Annotated in this window: 21 protein-coding genes and 1 pseudogene; 4 read left to right on the top strand and 18 right to left on the bottom strand. The window is 35.4% G+C overall.

All coding sequences use genetic code 11. The annotated features are described in order from the left end of the window. Nucleotides 1-28: 28 nt before the first annotated feature. The 10 genes from JFU20_RS21265 to comGA form a co-directional block, all read right to left on the bottom strand. A complete protein-coding gene (locus tag JFU20_RS21265; RefSeq protein WP_002015009.1) occupies nucleotides 29-229 on the bottom strand; it encodes a YqzE family protein in 201 nt (66 codons plus the stop codon). Between the two features lie 38 nt (nucleotides 230-267). Beyond that, nucleotides 268-765, bottom strand: a complete 498-nt coding sequence (locus tag JFU20_RS21260) for a shikimate kinase (RefSeq protein WP_201038879.1) — start codon at nucleotides 763-765, stop codon at nucleotides 268-270. Nucleotides 766-916: 151 nt separating this feature from the next. Next, nucleotides 917-1567 carry a 2OG-Fe(II) oxygenase gene (locus JFU20_RS21255; RefSeq protein WP_098167363.1) on the bottom strand — a complete coding sequence of 217 codons (651 nt, stop codon included), beginning with the start codon at nucleotides 1565-1567 and terminating at the stop codon, nucleotides 917-919. Nucleotides 1568-1740: 173 nt separating this feature from the next. After that, a complete protein-coding gene (comGG, locus tag JFU20_RS21250; protein ID WP_201038878.1) occupies nucleotides 1741-2112 on the bottom strand; it encodes a competence type IV pilus minor pilin ComGG in 372 nt (123 codons plus the stop codon). Next, nucleotides 2109-2570 (bottom strand): competence type IV pilus minor pilin ComGF, encoded by a 462-nt coding sequence (gene comGF / locus JFU20_RS21245; RefSeq protein WP_002088620.1) that lies wholly within the window; start codon nucleotides 2568-2570, stop codon nucleotides 2109-2111. Before comGF ends, comGG begins: the two co-directional genes overlap by 4 nt. Beyond that, nucleotides 2554-2850 carry a hypothetical protein gene (locus tag JFU20_RS21240; protein ID WP_002088621.1) on the bottom strand — a complete coding sequence of 99 codons (297 nt, stop codon included), beginning with the start codon at nucleotides 2848-2850 and terminating at the stop codon, nucleotides 2554-2556. Before JFU20_RS21240 ends, comGF begins: the two co-directional genes overlap by 17 nt. Then, the gene (gene comGD, locus JFU20_RS21235) at nucleotides 2843-3298 is read right to left on the bottom strand and encodes a competence type IV pilus minor pilin ComGD (protein ID WP_002088622.1); all 456 of its coding nucleotides are present in this window, start codon (nucleotides 3296-3298) and stop codon (nucleotides 2843-2845) included. The genes JFU20_RS21240 and comGD overlap by 8 nt, the downstream gene beginning before the upstream one ends. Then, nucleotides 3295-3594, bottom strand: a complete 300-nt coding sequence (comGC, locus tag JFU20_RS21230) for a competence type IV pilus major pilin ComGC (RefSeq protein WP_002088623.1) — start codon at nucleotides 3592-3594, stop codon at nucleotides 3295-3297. The genes comGD and comGC overlap by 4 nt, the downstream gene beginning before the upstream one ends. Before the next feature lie 11 nt (nucleotides 3595-3605). Then, nucleotides 3606-4643, bottom strand: a complete 1038-nt coding sequence (gene comGB, locus JFU20_RS21225; RefSeq protein WP_002138336.1) for a competence type IV pilus assembly protein ComGB — start codon at nucleotides 4641-4643, stop codon at nucleotides 3606-3608. After that, complete coding sequence (gene comGA, locus JFU20_RS21220; RefSeq protein WP_201038877.1) at nucleotides 4630-5673, bottom strand: competence type IV pilus ATPase ComGA; 1044 nt, start codon at nucleotides 5671-5673, stop codon at nucleotides 4630-4632. The genes comGB and comGA overlap by 14 nt, the downstream gene beginning before the upstream one ends. A 205-nt stretch (nucleotides 5674-5878) precedes the next feature. On the opposite strand from comGA, the gene JFU20_RS21215 reads away from it, so the two are divergent. The 3 genes from JFU20_RS21215 (at nucleotide 5879) to JFU20_RS21205 (ending at nucleotide 8597) form a co-directional block, all read left to right on the top strand. After that, nucleotides 5879-6574 carry a helix-turn-helix transcriptional regulator gene (locus tag JFU20_RS21215; protein ID WP_201038876.1) on the top strand — a complete coding sequence of 232 codons (696 nt, stop codon included), beginning with the start codon at nucleotides 5879-5881 and terminating at the stop codon, nucleotides 6572-6574. A 278-nt stretch (nucleotides 6575-6852) separates the two neighbouring features. After that, nucleotides 6853-7095 carry a DUF2626 domain-containing protein gene (locus JFU20_RS21210; protein WP_002015110.1) on the top strand — a complete coding sequence of 81 codons (243 nt, stop codon included), beginning with the start codon at nucleotides 6853-6855 and terminating at the stop codon, nucleotides 7093-7095. A 107-nt stretch (nucleotides 7096-7202) separates the two neighbouring features. After that, nucleotides 7203-8597, top strand: a complete 1395-nt coding sequence (locus JFU20_RS21205; protein WP_002138338.1) for an L-cystine transporter — start codon at nucleotides 7203-7205, stop codon at nucleotides 8595-8597. 80 nt (nucleotides 8598-8677) lie between these two features. Here the strand turns inward: JFU20_RS21205 and JFU20_RS30220 are convergent. Together JFU20_RS30220 and JFU20_RS21190 are read right to left on the bottom strand one after the other, a co-directional pair. Further along, a pseudogene (locus JFU20_RS30220) lies at nucleotides 8678-9070 on the bottom strand (hypothetical protein). An 87-nt stretch (nucleotides 9071-9157) separates the two neighbouring features. Then, on the bottom strand, nucleotides 9158-9373 hold the full coding sequence (locus tag JFU20_RS21190) for a DUF3912 family protein (RefSeq protein WP_002015115.1): 216 nt from the start codon (nucleotides 9371-9373) through the stop codon (nucleotides 9158-9160). A 252-nt stretch (nucleotides 9374-9625) separates the two neighbouring features. Here JFU20_RS21190 and JFU20_RS21185 point away from each other — a divergent pair, with 252 nt between their 5' ends. Further along, nucleotides 9626-9937, top strand: a complete 312-nt coding sequence (locus JFU20_RS21185) for a hypothetical protein (protein WP_002165070.1) — start codon at nucleotides 9626-9628, stop codon at nucleotides 9935-9937. Nucleotides 9938-9973: 36 nt separating this feature from the next. Here JFU20_RS21185 and JFU20_RS21180 read toward each other — a convergent pair whose 3' ends face one another. The 6 genes from JFU20_RS21180 to JFU20_RS21155 form a co-directional block, all read right to left on the bottom strand. Then, nucleotides 9974-10462, bottom strand: coding sequence for a hypothetical protein (locus tag JFU20_RS21180; protein ID WP_002015119.1), 489 nt, complete (start codon nucleotides 10460-10462; stop codon nucleotides 9974-9976). A 108-nt stretch (nucleotides 10463-10570) separates the two neighbouring features. Beyond that, nucleotides 10571-10948, bottom strand: coding sequence for a nucleoside 2-deoxyribosyltransferase (locus JFU20_RS21175; protein ID WP_002034029.1), 378 nt, complete (start codon nucleotides 10946-10948; stop codon nucleotides 10571-10573). A gap of 97 nt (nucleotides 10949-11045) precedes the next feature. After that, nucleotides 11046-11288: a DUF3966 domain-containing protein gene (locus tag JFU20_RS21170; RefSeq protein WP_085960924.1), complete on the bottom strand. Its 243-nt coding sequence runs from the start codon at nucleotides 11286-11288 to the stop codon at nucleotides 11046-11048. A 95-nt stretch (nucleotides 11289-11383) separates the two neighbouring features. After that, nucleotides 11384-12442, bottom strand: a complete 1059-nt coding sequence (locus JFU20_RS21165; protein WP_002015124.1) for an undecaprenyldiphospho-muramoylpentapeptide beta-N-acetylglucosaminyltransferase — start codon at nucleotides 12440-12442, stop codon at nucleotides 11384-11386. Nucleotides 12443-12460: 18 nt separating this feature from the next. Beyond that, complete coding sequence (metH, locus tag JFU20_RS21160; RefSeq protein ID WP_201038874.1) at nucleotides 12461-15859, bottom strand: methionine synthase; 3399 nt, start codon at nucleotides 15857-15859, stop codon at nucleotides 12461-12463. Next, nucleotides 15859-17691 (bottom strand): bifunctional homocysteine S-methyltransferase/methylenetetrahydrofolate reductase, encoded by a 1833-nt coding sequence (locus JFU20_RS21155; protein ID WP_002015127.1) that lies wholly within the window; start codon nucleotides 17689-17691, stop codon nucleotides 15859-15861. Before JFU20_RS21155 ends, metH begins: the two co-directional genes overlap by 1 nt. Nucleotides 17692-17750: the final 59 nt, after the last annotated feature.

Genomic DNA, 17750 nt, shown 5'->3' with positions numbered 1-17750 from the left:
TTATTTTGCCAGACATATTACGAAAAAGTTAGCTTGATTTTTTTCTTTTATTTTTTACATTTCGATAAAACAAAGCAGCGCTCAGTGGCATAACACCAAACCATTTATTTAAGAATGGCTCTTTCTCCGCACGACGTTGTTGTTTCTGTTGTTTTCGATCCTCTTTTGGAGCATCCATATATGACACAAATTGCTGTGTCACAAAGCGTACATAATCATTAGTAGACATATTATCATCACCTCTACTTGATTAGTATGTCCACTTTTTTATTCATTAATCTTTTGCTTTAATTCATTCATAATTTGCTTTACCGACTTATTTGTCGTATCGATATGAATATCAGCCTCTTCATAATAAGCTCGGCGCGATTCAAATTTCGTTATAAATGCATCTATATCTTTCTTCTGAAATAGTGGACGTGTCGTATCTTCACGAAGCCTTTCTGCAATTACATGTGGATCGCAATATAAATACACAACAGTTCCATTTTCCTTCATCCACTTTCGATTTTCCGCTCGTTCAATAATCCCTCCACCCGTTGTAATAATTACATTCTGAACCGGTAGTGAACGTAACATTTCACTTTCATATTCCCGAAAAGTCATTTCGCCTTCTTCGGCAAAAATATCACGAATTGCCTTCTCTTGCTTCTCTTCAATTTTTTGGTCTGTATCTACAACATCCATATGAAGTTCTTTACTTAACACTTTTCCAATTGTTGTTTTCCCAGCTCCCATATAGCCAGTTATGTATATAGATTTCATTTTCGTTCCTCTCAATCATCCGTTATTATTTGTTATTATAACGAAAAATGTTACTTTATTTAATAAAAAAACGTTTTGTTCTTCTTATGCTATGAAGAACAAAACGTAACATACTCACTATTTTTTCGTAATCAAACAAGCTGGCTCACTTTTACTTATAAGTACCTCTTCTCACCCACTGCGTTGCAATCCATTTCTCACCCTTCGTAACAGGTGCCCCTCCATGTAACGTAAGCTCATTTAGTGATTGATCTTGATAAAAGTACTCAAAGTATACTGCCATTCCCTTTCTAGGGTGTACAGAAAGATTTAATTTCGGAAAGAATGTTTCTCCGCCTTCTTCTACATCATTTAAGTACATCACAAGAGTACTTATACGATTATTAGCAGCTGACCTGCTATGTTCTGCAAAATAATCATAGTGCGCTTTATATTCTTGATCCACTTCATAATTTAAAATGTGCAATCCTTCTCCATGCGCTACAGGAACATTCGTGATAGATGAAATTCGTTTTTCAATCTTCGAAGTAAGTTCATTCTCTTCCAAAAATGCACCACTACTCGTTCGAATATCATTTACATCACGTGATGAACCAACTTTAGAACGTTTCATATTGCTTTTAGACAATTCAATCAATTCAGCGCACTCTTCATCACTTAATACATTTGCTAATACAACAATAAGAGGTTCTTCGAATTTTGAAATAATTTGTATTTCCCTATCCTCTGTCATAATCGTATTTCCTTTATGATCAAAAATAGTTTGTTCCTTACTTTCACCTATTTGATTGTTATTTGTCATTTTCTTATCTCCCTAGAAAAAATGATTGGATAGCATGAATATATCATATTCTTTCTACCTTTCTCTTTTTTGAGAAAATTTAAACTTTTGAACATCGTTCTTATCCCTTTCCTCAAAGAAATTGACTCCCTCCACAATAGAAACTCATGGTTCTTCTCCATATATTTTACATATTATCCTTCTACCCAATCAAATATTTTATTATCCTTTTCCCTATACCGAAAGCTCACTGTATAGAAAACTCTCTGTTTTGTAACACATTGCAACGAAATGATAATAACATCATTTTCAAAGACGTACTTTCCACTCACTTCTCCTCTTTCATACTGAAATAAAAAAACATCCTCTTTTTCTTTTTGCTGTAAGTCTCTTTTTATATCTGAAATAGCTCGATCAACAAGTTCCTCCATGAAAAAACTTTGTTCTATTTCAGAATAAAATTTTTTATCCGAAAGTAACATATTCGTTTCGTACATCGAAAATGAAATGAATAAAATAAGAAAAATAATTGTTCCTGGCATTACAAATCCATCTTGTTTTCTCATGTTTCTATCTCAATTTCACTATAGCGCACAGCCACGCCTTCATATATTTCACCACTTATATCTTTCACATATATATATAACAAATGAGGTGTTAATTTATACGAAATCGCTTCAATCCTTTGTAATATAAATTCCCTTCCGCGCATATTTACTTTTCTTATTAAATTACTATTCAACTTTTCATACGTCACCTGATCACCATTACGAAGTTGGAAGCGTAAAATATTCCCACCGTTTTCTAGCTCTATCTTCCTCCCACTTAATACTTCACGAAACTCTAATTGCATTTGTCCTAAAAACACATCCCACTCCCAGTCATTTAATCCTTTTGAATGTGTATTTTCTATCCCCATAATATGAAGACGCGGTAAAAGTAAAAAGAACATTGATAAAAGCAACAAACATGCAATCATTTCTATTAATGTAAATCCCGCTTCTTTTTTATTTTTCCTTTGCATAAAGGCATTGCTCCATCGCTTTTCCTCTCATATCTTTCCACATCGTACAAACTTCATCTCCTCTCCAATATGTGTAATATACAATTCCTTTTATGACTTGCTCTTTTACTCGCTTTTCCTCATTCTCATACTTAAATAAGGCCGCTTCTTTTTTTAATAATATTAATGCTTTATAGCTCATTTTTATATTTTTTCTTTCTTGCATAATTAATAATGTTTGCGGGAGCAATAATGATGCCGCCATCATTATTAAACTTAACGCTACAACCATTTCAACCATTACTGATCCTTTTTGACACTTCACGATACGTAAATCTCCCTCTTCCAAGCTGAAATACAATCTCATATTTATAACCTCGATAGGAAAGTAAAATCGTACCACCCCTATTAATATTCCCGCTCGGATTATATGTCATTGGATTTGGAAAGGTATGCAAATCCATTTGGACATCTTTATCATATTCTCTCTTAACAATTAATAGGTCTGTCTCCGATTCCGAAATATAATACATATGTTTCTCTTTAAACCAGCGTAACGTATAATGTTTTTGACGCTTAATCGCTAACTGCTGCATATACAAAATATCATTTGAAAACTGTTTCAAAAACTGCTCAACTTTTTGTTTTTCATGTAATGAAGTAACGTTAAAATGCGTAACAACACTCAGTACAGAAATAGCAAATAAGACAAGTAGCATTTCTAAAAGAGTAAAACCTTTTTGCTTCACGATTTCCCAGCTGATACCGTACCATCATCGGAAATATGGATTGGTTCACCTTTCGGACAAGTTTTTGAAGTAATATACTTTCCTGTTTCAAGTTCCTCTATTGATGGAATCTTATTATGTTGCAAGTGATATGCTTGTATTTGTGCTTCTATAGATTTCACATAGGCTGCACATCCTTTTCCTTGGACGGATGAGCGCTGTGTAACTACATTTGGAATAATTAATAGTAATAATACAGTTATGACAACCATAACTAATAACATTTCTAAAAGAGTAAAACCCTCCTCATTCTGCATGTAAATGCCCCCTATATAGAATTCATCATTTGAAACATCGGCATAATCATCGCTAAGTACATCAAAATGACTATAACCCCAAGACATGTAAATAAAATGGGTTGAATCACAAATAACATACGTTTAATTTTTTGTTCTACCTTTTCAATAATGAGCTCACTGTAATCACCAAGCTCATTTGCTAAATTACCGTTTGCTTGTCCATGCGTAATGATATAAGAAAGTTCTTTCTCATAATAACCGCTTTTATCAATAATAGATTGTAACGGTTCTCCTGCAATTAATTGCCGCTCAATTCGGTCTGCTTCATACTGAAAGAACGGATGATACTTTTGCTTCATCATTATTGTTAATGCTTCGTGTACGGACAATCCACCGTGTAATAAACCACTTAATTGAGTGGAAAAATAATGCGAATGATTTAAAATAAGAAATGTTTTCATAAGGGGAATACGGATCATAATCTTTACCTTTTGAGTAGGCGGAAGTTTTCGGAAATAAAATATATATATACTAAATCCCGTTATAACGATAAGAACAATCATATAAATGAAGTAGGGTAATAATTTAATTGCAACTAAAATTTGCTCCGTAAGTGGTGGTGCTGTAGAACGTAAAGAACTATACATCATTTCAAACTGAGGCAATAAAATGAGGTTAAAAACAGAAAGCATAATCATTAAAAAAAATGATAAAAACATAGGATATCGCATTACTTTCATCATATCTTTCCTATATTTATCTTTCTTGTAAAGAAGTACGCTTCCTTGTTGCAAAGCAAAAGAAATGTCACCATGTCGCTCTGCATAAAACAAATAACTTAACATCTCAGAGTGAAACATTAATTGGTGAAAAGAAGCGTGCAAACTTTGTCCATTTTTCAATCCCTCGATCATACGCTGTAACTGTAATTTCTTTCCTAATGGTAGTTGCAACTGCAAAAATTCTAACGCCTGCAAAAGTGAGTAACCTTTCTCTAATAAATCACTTAATCTTTTACATAATAATGCTTGATCACTTAAACTCCATTTTCTCTTAAACATATACATCTTCTTCTAAAAAGCCTAAAGCATACCCTTTTCGAACCGACGATTCCAACGTTTTATAGTGATACGTAACATGTTCTCCACTTGCTTCTTTAATCGCTTGTTTTAATTCATATCCATATAACAGTTCATAAATGCTTGCCTGTCTCACTTTCCTCATTGATTTACATAAAGTTGCACACTTCCCTCTGCAAAATGGACATTTTAATTCGACGAGCCGCTGAGCAGCTACTGCTAATAATGATTGTTCAATTTCTTGCCTTGTAATACCATAATCCATAAATCGTAGTATCGCTCCTTTCGCATCATTTGTATGCAAGGTTGTCATTACTAAATGTCCCGTCAAACTGGCCCTTACAGCTACTTTTGCTGTTTCTTCATCACGAATTTCGCCAACTAAAATAATATCTGGATCATGACGCAAAATAGCCTTTAATCCCGTTTTATATGTGATACCAGCTTTTTCATTTATTTGAATTTGTAATAAACCGTCTTTTCTTTGCTCAACTGGATCTTCCAGTGTAATGATGCGACGTGTTTGCCATTTTCTAGCTACTTCTAATAACGCATACATTGTTGTTGTTTTTCCAGAACCAGTCGGCCCAGTAAATACGAGTAACCCATGCGAATGCTTTAAAAAAGAGAGTAATTTTTCCGCTGAACTTGGAAATAACGAAAGGTGAGACAACGGCTGAGCAGATGCTTGTAAATGGAGGCGAATAACGAGACTTTCTTGATATACTGTTGGAAGTGTTGAAAGGCGTAAATACACTTCTTGTCCATCAATTTGTAAGTACAACGAACCATTTTGAGGCTTTCTCCTCTCTCCTATATCCATTGATGCTAAAAACTTAAAGTGCGAAACAAGCTTTTCTCCAAATTCCTTTCCAATACACCGTTTCGTAATTAAATCTTTCCCTATACGTAATTGAATCGCCACATCCTTTTGCCTGGGCACAATATGTAAGTCTGATGCTTGCACCCCACAAGCTTCTTTCATAATCATATTTGCAAAAAGCTCGACACTATTCATCAAGTTTCCCTCCTCACTATGTATATATCATGAAAAAATGCTCAAGAAAAATTAGAGATTTTGTATTTTCACTAAGATAAAAAGGAAAAATATGTTTGTGAAATTATGAACAATTTCTGAACTATTGTCTGAAATTACCTATATAGAAGTTTATCTGTATTATAATGTTAATATCTTGGATAAAGTGATAAAGGTGGAGATCCTCATGGAACAAGCTTTAAAAATTACAGGTGTGTTATCTGACCCTACTCGTTATTACATTTATAAATATATTTCGCAAAAGCATAATTACGTAACTGTACAAGAAATTGCAGATGAGTTTAACATTCATCCAAACGTAGCGCGTTTACATTTATCTAAATTAGAAGATGTTAATATGCTCAAATCAGAAACAAAAAAAACTGGGAAAGGCGGCAGACCAAGCAGACTATACGTCTTGTCTCAAGATGTCATCCAGTTACAATTCCCATTTCGCGATTATCAATTATTAGCACAGATAGCATTTAATTCACTACTAAGCTTAGGTAGCGCCGGTGAAAAAGCGCTATATGAAACAGGAAAACACTTCGGCAAAGAATTAATGCAACAGCATATGCATCGCTTAAATGTAAGTGCAGAAGCATTGACGATAGAACAAAAAATGCAAATCGCAAAAGAAGCATTCTCAACAGCTGGTTTATCTCCTGCTTTTGAAATAAGTACGGATGGCACAAAAATTTTCTATGATGTACACAATTGTCCGTTTAAAGAAGTTGCTGCGCATCATCCAACTGAAATTTGTAACATGCACGGAGATATGATGAAGGGGATTTTTGAGATCCTATTCCCGAACGTGGAATTAACACGAAACGATAGTCTACTAGATGGCTGCAAATCTTGTAACTATAAAGTGAAACTTTAATCAGTGTGGGGTGTTCTTCCCCCACTGATTATTAATTGAACCAATCGGGCTTTTACGGGCAGTTATCTCCCACCTAATTTCCTCGCATTTGCCGAATTTTGAGATGGGAGTTTTACTGCCCACAAATAGCGGGATAAAGTTCAAATTTAGTTTTTCAACTAAGAAGAAGTCAATATTATAATTGGCTTCTTTTTATATGAATGAATATTTACAATAGTTAGAAAAATGAACTATAATGAAAAGAGGTTTTACTTTTTTTAGAAAAGGAGGGAGATGGCATGGAGCGCATGTTTCGCGTTCTCGGCTTTTGGACTGGAATTTTCTCGGTTATGTTTTACGTAGGGGATATGCATTCGACCGCACTACTATTTTTAGGACAAACAGGATTCTTCGTACTTTTAAGTTATTTAAAATTAACAGAGCGTATGTATATATACGTATTCGGGGCATATTTAACCGTTTTCTTCATCGGATTTACATGGTACACAACATTTTTACTTGTCCCTGGAGCTGGGCATTAAGAGATGGCAAATTGCCATCTTTTTTTTAATTCCGTAATTCCCTAGTTGACTTATAGGTTTTATTACCTTATATTCTATATAACACATTGGAATTAGGGGGAATCAACATGAATACACTGCTTGTCGGGATTAACATCACAGTCATGCTCATTTTAGTTGGCGTATTGTATTATATGCAACGTAAGCATGTATCTTTTAATAAACGTGTATTTACTGCTTTAGGAGTCGGAATTATCTTTGGTCTTATATTACAATTTATTTATGAACCTACTTCTAAAGTAATTATCGAATCAAATACCTGGTTTAGTTTAATTGGTAACGGTTATGTGAAATTACTTCAAATGATCGTTATGCCACTTATTTTAGTATCTATTATTTCAGCATTTACAAAATTACAATTAACGAAAAACCTTGGTAAAATCAGTGGTCTTATTATCGGAATTTTAATTCTTACTACAGGAATTGCCGCAGCTGTCGGTATAGCTGCAAGCGCAGGATTTGATGTATCAGCAACAGGTTTACAACAAGGTGATGCAGAATCTGCTCGTCTGAAATTAGTAGAAGAAAGATTTACTTCTATTGAAAAGACAACAATTCCAGACAAATTGTTAGAACTGTTGCCTACGAATCCTTTTCTTGATTTAACAGGTGCTCGTCCAACATCAACAATTTCTGTTGTAATATTTGCAGCCTTTATCGGGATTGCCTTTATAGGTGTAAAACGAAAATATCCAGAACAAGCAGAGCTATTTAAGAAAATGCTTGATGCTGTATATGCAATCGTAATGCGTATGGTAACATTAATTTTACGTCTTACTCCATACGGCGTATTAGCTCTTATGGCAAAGACAGTTGCTGGTAGCGATATTAACGCTATTTTAAAACTTGGTAACTTCGTGTTAGCATCTTACGTAGCTCTTATCGTAATGTTTATCATTCACTTATTATTAATCGCATTATCTGGTTTAAATCCAATTCAATATTTGAAAAAAGTGTTCCCTGTATTAACATTTGCATTCACATCTCGCTCTAGTGCTGGTGCAATGCCATTAAATATTGAAGCTCAAAAAGAAAAGCTTGGTATTTCTGAAGGAATCGCTAACTTCGCTGCATCCTTTGGGGTATCTATCGGTCAAAACGGTTGCGCAGGTATTTATCCAGCAATGCTTGCTATGATGGTCGCTCCAACTGTAGGAATTGATCCATTACAACCACAATTCATTTTAACTTTAATCGCTGTCGTTGCTATTAGCTCATTCGGTGTTGCCGGTGTTGGTGGCGGTGCAACATTCGCAGCGTTAATCGTACTATCTACAATGAACTTACCAATCGGCATTGTCGCTCTTGTTATCTCAGTTGAACCATTAATCGATATGGGTCGTACAGCTCTTAACGTAAGTGGTTCTATGACAGCTGGTCTTATTTCTAGTAAATGGCTTGGTGAATTAGATCAGGATACGTACAATCAAGATGATGTAAAAACTGGTGAGATTGCTTCATAATAAAAAAGGACGCTAACAATTTATACTGTTAGCGTCTTTTTTATTATGTTCCATCTCTATACATCTTCTCTTGAAAGTTATCACTCCAAGTATTCTTCTAGTTGCTCTTTTAACTCTTCCTCAATCTCATAACAAGATTCATCAACAAGTTCCCCTACTTTCTTACTCCCCCAAACTCTCGACTGAGTTGGCATCCCTAAAAAAGTATTTTCGCATCTCTAAATTGGAATAATGTAAAATTCAATCATCTCTCCTTCTTCATCTAATACCGCTATAGAAACTGATGAATAATATCCTATTTCAAAGGGATTCTCTTTTTCTCATTCAAATCCCATATCTAATTTCATATTTTCCCCTATGTATAAATGCGAATACGCTTTAAAAAATCCAAGTGATATTCGCGCTATTCCATTCTCCATACATTGAATCTTCTCTTTCAACTCCAATGTAAGCTCCTGTGCTTTATATTTCATTTCCGCCTCCTTAAACATAGAAAAAGAGAATACAATAACATATTCTCTTTTCTCAAATATATTTCATTATCTCACAGCCCGTCCCTTTCACAAATAACCATTTTGCTCGCACCATGTATGAAATTGTCCTACATCTACTCCAACTAACACGATATCCTTTAGCTCTACATCAATACTTTGTTCTCCAATTACAATAGCAAAATGGGATTCTAATTGTTTTTCATTTTTCTTTACAGTTCCAATTCGGTTCCGATGCGGCCCATCTTTTATATATGCTTTTTGTCCTACAATATCAAAGTTCAAGATTCTCACCTCTTTTACTGCGCTCAAATTGGAAATACAATCTCCACCTCGGAAAATTTCCTTTCATTGCACTATTTCTCTATATATATGACGAAACAATAAAAGAGTCCTTCCTTCTTTACAATTATTTTTTCTTTGTTTCATTTTTATGATTGAAACGTAAAGTTTATAATAAAATACACTTGGAAGCGCTTTCTACGTAATTTTTTATGTTATAATATAAAAGTAGAACTTCGTAAAGAGGGTTAAAAAATGAATATAAACATGATTAACAAAGTAATTGAAGCATTAAAAGTATATGGCTTTCAGGATGTATCATTCTGTGAAGAAACGAAGCAATTTTTATTTCATAACGAAACCGATATTATGAGCGGCTATGCAGAAATAACATATAGTAGTCAATTCGAAAAATTTAACGTACAAATTCATCCAATTGAAACGCATCACCAAGCAGAGTTACAAGAGGTTGAAAGACATATACAAGCTTGCATACGAAAAGTAGAGTATTTAAATGCACTTCTTACTGGACAAACAAAGCTAGATGATAAAATTATTATTATGTAAAAAAAAAAGAACGTGAAGCTATCACGTTCTTTTTCATTATACGTTCATTTTCCCCTTCAGCTGTAATCCTGTAACAGATTCTAATACATCCATCGCTTCTTCAAACGTCATATCAAAAATTGTCTTCTCTTCTATATAGGGAAACTGTCTAAAGCGCTTTTCTAACATTTTCACTGCATCCGATGTGAAGTTTGCGCTATCAATGCCAAATTCTGTTTCAAGAAGCACAATCCAATCTAACACATGAAAACCTAATCCATTTACGAATGAAATAAGTTTTTCTTCTGGCTGTGGAGATAAGAATACGTTTCGCTCCAGCTCACTGAAAAGTTCTTCTCCTAAAATTCCTGCTAACTCATCATCATGTTCGCGTTCAATAATCTCTTCATAACCGTAATCATCAACAAGCTCTTCTACTTCTTCACTATCCGCAAAAAGCAATTGACTAAGAATTGCATCTTTCTTAAATTCACTGTTTTGTACAACCTCTAAAAAACTTGTTTCCCATCCATTTTCTAATTTCATATTTATAACTCCTTTATATGCTTTACTTATAATAACTGTGCCCAAAATAGCCTAATGGTAACCTTCACTCTTTTTTTGCAAGAAATATTTCTCGCTGCATTCCCACGTCTAACATTCCACTTTATTCAATATATATGAGACAAGCCCCTCAATTTCGCCTTCGAAAATATCAACTTCTCGTAAATGGTAGAATGTCGTTTGCAACTCATTGCCCTTGTGATATATATAAATTTTCTTTTCTAAAGCAATTGCCATCCCTAATTCTGTATGACTTCCATTCCCACCCTCTAGTATGAGTAAGAAAACATCAGCTTCTCGTATCGCTTCTTGTTCTTCTTCACCAATCTTTTGCAATTGTTCTCTATTGGTTGCTCTTTCATTTTTCGTCCAATCATATGTATGCTGCCATCCAACTTCTTTCAACTGGCTTGATACGAAACGAACAAGATGTTTATTTTGAAATCCTGAAGCAATATAAAATTTCATTTATATTCACTCCTTAAATATGTATGGGGAAACTCCTTTTTTAGCGTTAATGGGATTTTTTCAAAAAAAATCCCCATCCTTAGAACTTATTTGCGTTTCAATGATGGGGTGCCTCATGATCTTCTTTTATTTTTTGTTTTTTATAACTTTCATCAGCTAACATTTCTAGTTCAGCTGTTATTTCTGATTTTTCAAGCTCTCGTTCTTGTGAAAATTTCCGTGAAATATAAACAATAACACTACCAACGTACAACACAAAGCATATAATAAGTGCAGTATTTTCATAGAGACTTAGCTCCAACACAGTCACTCCTAATCCATTCGTATTTTCACGCTTAATCAATTGGAATTTCCCTATTAACCATTTGTTATTGTAACATAAAAATATCAATTCTTGGAATCTTTCATCCTACTAAAAAAGACATGATTGTTTAATCATGCCTCTGAAATATGTTGAATGATAGTTTTAATCGCTTCTTTGCCATTATATTTTTTTAATGCTGTTTTATACGTCTCATTATTATGAGATAGCTCTTCTATATACTTTATAAGTGAGTTCACCGTTACATCCTCTTCATATAATACCGATGCATACCCTTGTCTTTTAAAGGATTCAGCATTTAAAATTTGATCTCCACGGCTTGCAAATTTCGATAACGGAATTAAAACCATCGGCTTTTGCATTGTTAAAAATTCAAAAATCGCGTTGGATCCCGCACGTGAAATAACAAAATCTGTTGCTGCTAATATATCCGGCAACTCTTCATGTACATATTCAAATTGTCTATATCCTTCTTTATTTTGTAAGGATTCATCAAGATTTCCTTTTCCACAAAGATGTACAATTTGATAATTTTTCAGAAGATCTGGAAGTGCCGATCGAACCGTTTCATTAATTTTCTTTGCGCCTAAACTTCCTCCCATAACAGTAATAACTGATTTCTTCCGGGAAAACCCTAGAAACTTTAAACCTTTTTCAAGATTTCCTCTTAGTACGTCTTCACGTACAGGCGATCCTGTATATATTACTTTTTCTTTCGGTAAATGTTTCGCTGCTTCTTCAAATGTAACAAATATTTTCGAGGCAAAAAGGAGCGCAATTTTATTTGCTAGTCCAGGTGTCATATCAGATTCATGTAATAAAACTGGCACCCTATTTAGCCACCCTCCTATTACGACTGGTACGGATACGAAACCACCTTTTGAAAAAATAACATCCGGTTTTAGTTTACGAATTGTTACGTACGCATCCATAACACCCTTCATCACGAGAAAAGGATCTTTTATATTTTTCAAATCAAAATAACGACGTAGCTTCCCGCTTGCAATACTATGGTATGGGATTCCTTCTTTTTCTATAATCGTTTTCTCAATCCCTTGATGAGAACCAATATAAGAGATATCCCAGTTCTGCTTTTGTAAATGTGGAATAATTGCTAAATTAGGTGTTACATGCCCGGCCGAACCGCCACCTGTAAAGACTATTTTTTTCATACGTCTCCCCCTTCTACACTATAGTACACTAAAATACCTTGCCTCAGGGTGAGAAAATACCATAGCCGTTACAGACGCTTCTGGCTCCATCATAAATCCTTCTGTTAATGAAATACCTATTTCTTCTGGATGAATTAAGCGAAATAATTTTTCTTGATCAGCAAGTTCTGGGCATGCTGGATAACCAAATGATACGCGTATTCCTCTATATTTTGTACGGAATCTCTCTTCCATCGTCAGTTCAGGTGAATCTGGAATTCCCCAACGATCACGAATGAGCATATGTGTTTTTTCAGCAAGTCCTTCTGCTAATTCAAGTGCTAACGACTGAATCGCATGACTGCGTAAATAATCTCCCTTCGCCTTCCATTCCTCTGCAATATCTCGAACCCCTTCTCCAACGGTAACAGATAAGAAAGCGACATAATCCATCTCATCTCCAATCGGGCGTATATAATCTCCTAAAGTACGGTATGGTGCTTTCCCTTGTCTCGGAAATTCAAATCGCTCTATAATACGTGTGTGATCTTCCGGATCGTATATAATTATATTTTGTCCATCACTTTGCGCCGGGAAAAATTGATACACCGCTTTTGGGCGTAACCAAGATTGTCCTTCTTGTAATAATTCATCAATTAAATCATTTAGCTCATGTGCTCTTTTATCCCCTTCTTGCAAGAGTTTTTTTACGTTTCCTTTTAACCCAAGATGGTGTCCAATTAACATTTGTCTATTTAAAAACGGTGCAAGATGAAGGGCAGGAACATCCCGTAATACAACTCGTTTCGTCGAATCTGGTATCATAACAGTTGCTTTTGGCAACGGCTCAATAACTGCGGGAATTTCTATTTTTTTCTCCTCTTGTTTAACAATATGAAGATGGCGTTCCTTTTTATCTCGCTTCATCTTTTCACGTTCTTCTTCTTTTTGTAATTTGTTAATAATATCAAGACCTGTCATTGCATCACTTGCATAACATACGAGCCCTTTATAAGATGGAGAAATACGATTATCTGTAAATTTCCTCGTTAGTGCTGCACCACCTACAACAATTGGAATATCAATATTCGCTGCTTTTAAATCTTCAGCAGTCGTTACCATTTGTTGCGCTGATTTTACTAACAAACCAGAAAGGCCAATAATATCAGGTTTCTTTTCTTGTACTTCTTGAACAATTCGATCCGAACGAACATTAATTCCTAAATTAATAATTTCATATCCGTTATTTGATAAAATAATTTCAACAAGGTTTTTCCCAATATCATGTACGTCTCCTTTAACAGTCGCTAATAATACTTTCCCTTTTTTTGCACTCTCACTAGATTCCATATGTGGCTCTAAATAACTTACGGCAGCTTTCATACTTTCAGCACTTTGCAATACTTCAGCAACGATAAGCTCATTACCATTAAATAATCGCCCCACCTCATCCATTCCTGTCATAAGCGGCCCGTTAATAATATCCAGAGGTTTTCGTCCTTCTGTAAGCGCGAGACTTAGATCTTCTTGTAGTCCTTGCTTCGTACCTTCTACAATATAATTTGCCAGTCGTTCATCAAGTGTTAGCGTTTCTTGTATAACGACATCTTTCTTTTTGGCAACACGATAAAAGTTTGTAAATTTTTCTAACGTCTCTTTCGTCGTTCCAAATAATAATGCATCCGCAAGACGTTTTTCTTCTTCTGGAATTAACGCATAGCGTTCTAATTTTTCCGTATTAACAATCGCATAATCTAATCCTGCTTTCGTTGCATGATATAGAAAGACAGAGTTTAATACTTCACGTCCAGCTGGTGGTAAACCAAAAGATATATTACTCACACCTAGAATCGTTAAACATTCTGGTAACGCTTCTTTAATAAGACGAATTCCTTCTATAGTCGCTGCCGCTGAACCTATATATTCTTCATCACCTGTTCCTACAGGAAACACAAGCGCATCAAAAATAATATCAGATGGGCGTATACCATACTTTTTCGTTAGTAATTCATAGCTTCTTTTAGCAATCTCTATCTTTCTTTCTGCACTAACTGCCATACCATCTTCATCAATTGTCCCTACAACTATCGCAGCACCGTATTTCCGAAGAAGGGGTGTCACTTTTTCAAAACGTTCTTCTCCATCCTCTAAATTAATAGAATTGATAACACCTTTTCCTTGAATATAAGTAAGAGCTTTCGCCATAACATTTTCATCTGTTGAATCAATCATAATCGGTACTTTTAACACTTTCGTAACTTCTGCCAAGAATCTTTCCATATCTTCTATTTCATCACGATCAGGGTCTGCCATACAAATATCAATAATATGAGCATTTTTCTTCACTTGCGCTCTTGCCACTTCAGCAGCCTCTTCAAATTTCCCTTCTGCTACTAATCTTTTAAACTTACGCGATCCAATTACATTCGTTCTTTCTCCAACAAATAAAGGCCTCATAGAATCATCGTATTGCAACGCTTCTAGTCCACTAATTCCATGTCCAACCCTTTCATGATGCTCACGAGGATTAATCGAGGCAAGCGCCGATTTCATTACACGTATATGTTCTGGTGTTGTGCCACAACAACCACCAATAATATTAATCCATCCTTCTTCAGCAAAACGTTTTACTTTTTCAGCAAGTGACGCTGGAGATTCGTGATAATGCCCATCTTCATCAGGAAGACCAGCGTTTGGATAACACGAAATATAACACTCCGATAAATCAGATAGGGAACGTATATGTTCCCTCATAAATTCTGGACCAGTAGCACAGTTTAATCCAACCGATAATGGCTTCATATGCTCTACCGATAAATAAAAGGCTTCGATCGTTTGACCCGCTAAAGTCGTTCCCATCGGTTCAATTGTTCCAGAAATCATAATAGGTACTATTTTGTTTAGTTCTTCAAACGCCGATTGAATTCCAATGTACGCAGCTTTCACATTACGCATATCTTGACTCGTTTCAACGAGTAATACATCAACTTCTCCTCTTAATAGTCCTCTCGCTTGCCTTGTATAGGCTTCAATTAACTCTTCAAAAGTCACACCACCTGTAACACTAATCGCTTTCGTCGTTGGTCCCATCGCTCCCGCAACATACACTTCTTTCCCACTTTCTTTAACCGCTTGCTTCGCCAAAAGCGCTGCCCTTTCGTTTAACTCTTCATCTAAATGAGACAATGCATAATCACTTAATACAATATTTGTTGCACCAAACGTATTCGTTTCAATAATATCTGCTCCAGCTTCAATGTAGACTTTATGAATATTTAAAATAACATCCGGTCTTGTTTTTACTAAATATTCATTACAACCTTCGTATTCTTCTCCTCCAAAATCTTCCGCTGTTAAGTCTTCTTGCTGGATCATCGTTCCCATTGCACCATCTAATATTAAAATTTCATGTTGTAATCTCTCGTCTATTCGTTTCATCAATTAATACCTTCTTTCACTTCTTGCTTTTCTCTCACATATTTCACGAGATGTTCTGTAATTTCATATTTTAAAAACGGTGTAATAAGATAAATACCGTTAAAGTATTTCATCGCCGCATCGATCAACTCTTGTGAAATACGAATCCCTTCCTCTATGGCTGCCTCTTTCGTTTCATGTCCATCCATTCTTTGTCTTATCTCTTCAGGGAGAGTAATACCCGGCACTTCAAAATGAAGAAAATCTGCGTTCCGCTTACTTACTAACGGCATAATTCCAATAAAGATAGGTTGTTCCAAATGCTTTGTCGCTTCATATACTTCTTCTATTAAAGCAACATCATATATCGGCTGCGTTAAGAAATATTCAGCACCAGCATCAATTTTTCGTTCCATTCGCTTGACCGCTGCTTTTAAATGCCTTACATGAGGATTGAATGCACCTCCAACAGAAAATCTTGTTGCCGGACCAATTGATTTCCCTAAAATAGAGCGTCCGTCGTTCATCTCTTTAATCATTTTAATGAGCTCTATCGATGACAAATCATATACAGAAGTTGCACCTGGGAAATCACCAACGCGCGCTGGATCACCAGTTAAAGCTAGCACTTCCTCCATACCTAATGCTGATAATCCAAGTAAGTGAGACTGTAGTCCAATGACGTTATGGTCTCTACACGTTAAATGCGTCAATACTGGAATATCATGCTTCGTTAATAATGCACCCATAGCCATATTCGAAACACGAGGAGATGCTAATGAATTATCTGCTAGAGTAATAGCATCCGCTCCAGCCCTTTTCAGTGCTCTTGCCCCTTCAAAAAAACGCTGCGTGTCTAACGTTTTCGGTGGATCTAATTCCACTACAACTGTCGTTTGTTTCTTTGCCTTTTCTGCTAGAGTAACATGAGCTCTCGAACGCTTCTCATGTGTATGGACCACTTTAGGCCTTTGAATCGTCTCCTTTGCTATTACAGGTGCAACATTTGCAATAGCACGTTTCATTCCTTCAATATGTTCCGGGGTAGTACCACAACAACCACCTAATAAACGAATACCTTGTTCAATAAATTTCGGTGTCATTTCTTCAAAATACGCTGGACTTCCCTCATATACGTAACGCCCTTCCACATAATTCGGGAGACCTGCATTCGGATATGCTGATAAATAGCCATTTTGAGGAATCGATATCATTTTGAAAGCTTCCGTCATGTGAAGCGGGCCTAGTTGACAGTTCAACCCAACAACATTGGCACCGTAATCTAAAAGCCGTTTTAATATTTCATTGACATCATTCCCATTTTGAGTCGTACCTGCCTCATGTAACGCTAACTGAGCAACAATCGGAATATTCGTTTGTTTACGCAATACTTTAACCGCATGCAATAATTCAAATTCATCATAAAAAGTTTCTAATAGTAATCCATCAACCTGTTCTTCTAGTAAAGCACCTGCCTGCTCAAGTAACATAAATTCTCGCTCTATATCAGTCGTTGTAACAGCACCAATATGTTTCATACCTCCAATTGTCCCTAAAATTGCATTCCGATCTGTTACTGATGCTTTCGCAATATTCACTGCCGCTTTATTAATTTGGACAACTTGATTTTCTAGACCATACATGCGGAGTTTCGCTTCATTCGCACCATACGTATTCGTTTGAATAACATCCGCTCCAGCAGCTACATATTGTTTATGGATCGATATAATTAAGTCCGGATCAGACAAATTCAATTCTTCAAAACTACTTTGTAAACCATGCGAATGTAATAACGTTCCAACCGCACCATCACCTATTACAATTCCTTTTGATAATAAATCTAGTAATTTCACGAATCTCCCTCATTTCTATCAATATAAAAACCCCCTCTTCACTTTGAAGAGGGGGACAT

The sequence above is a fragment of the Bacillus sp. TH30 genome, assembly GCF_016650875.1.
Classification (GTDB): Bacteria; Bacillota; Bacilli; order Bacillales; family Bacillaceae_G; genus Bacillus_A; species Bacillus_A mycoides.
Note: the sequence above shows the minus strand (reverse complement) of the source record. Positions and strands in the feature narration are given on the sequence as shown.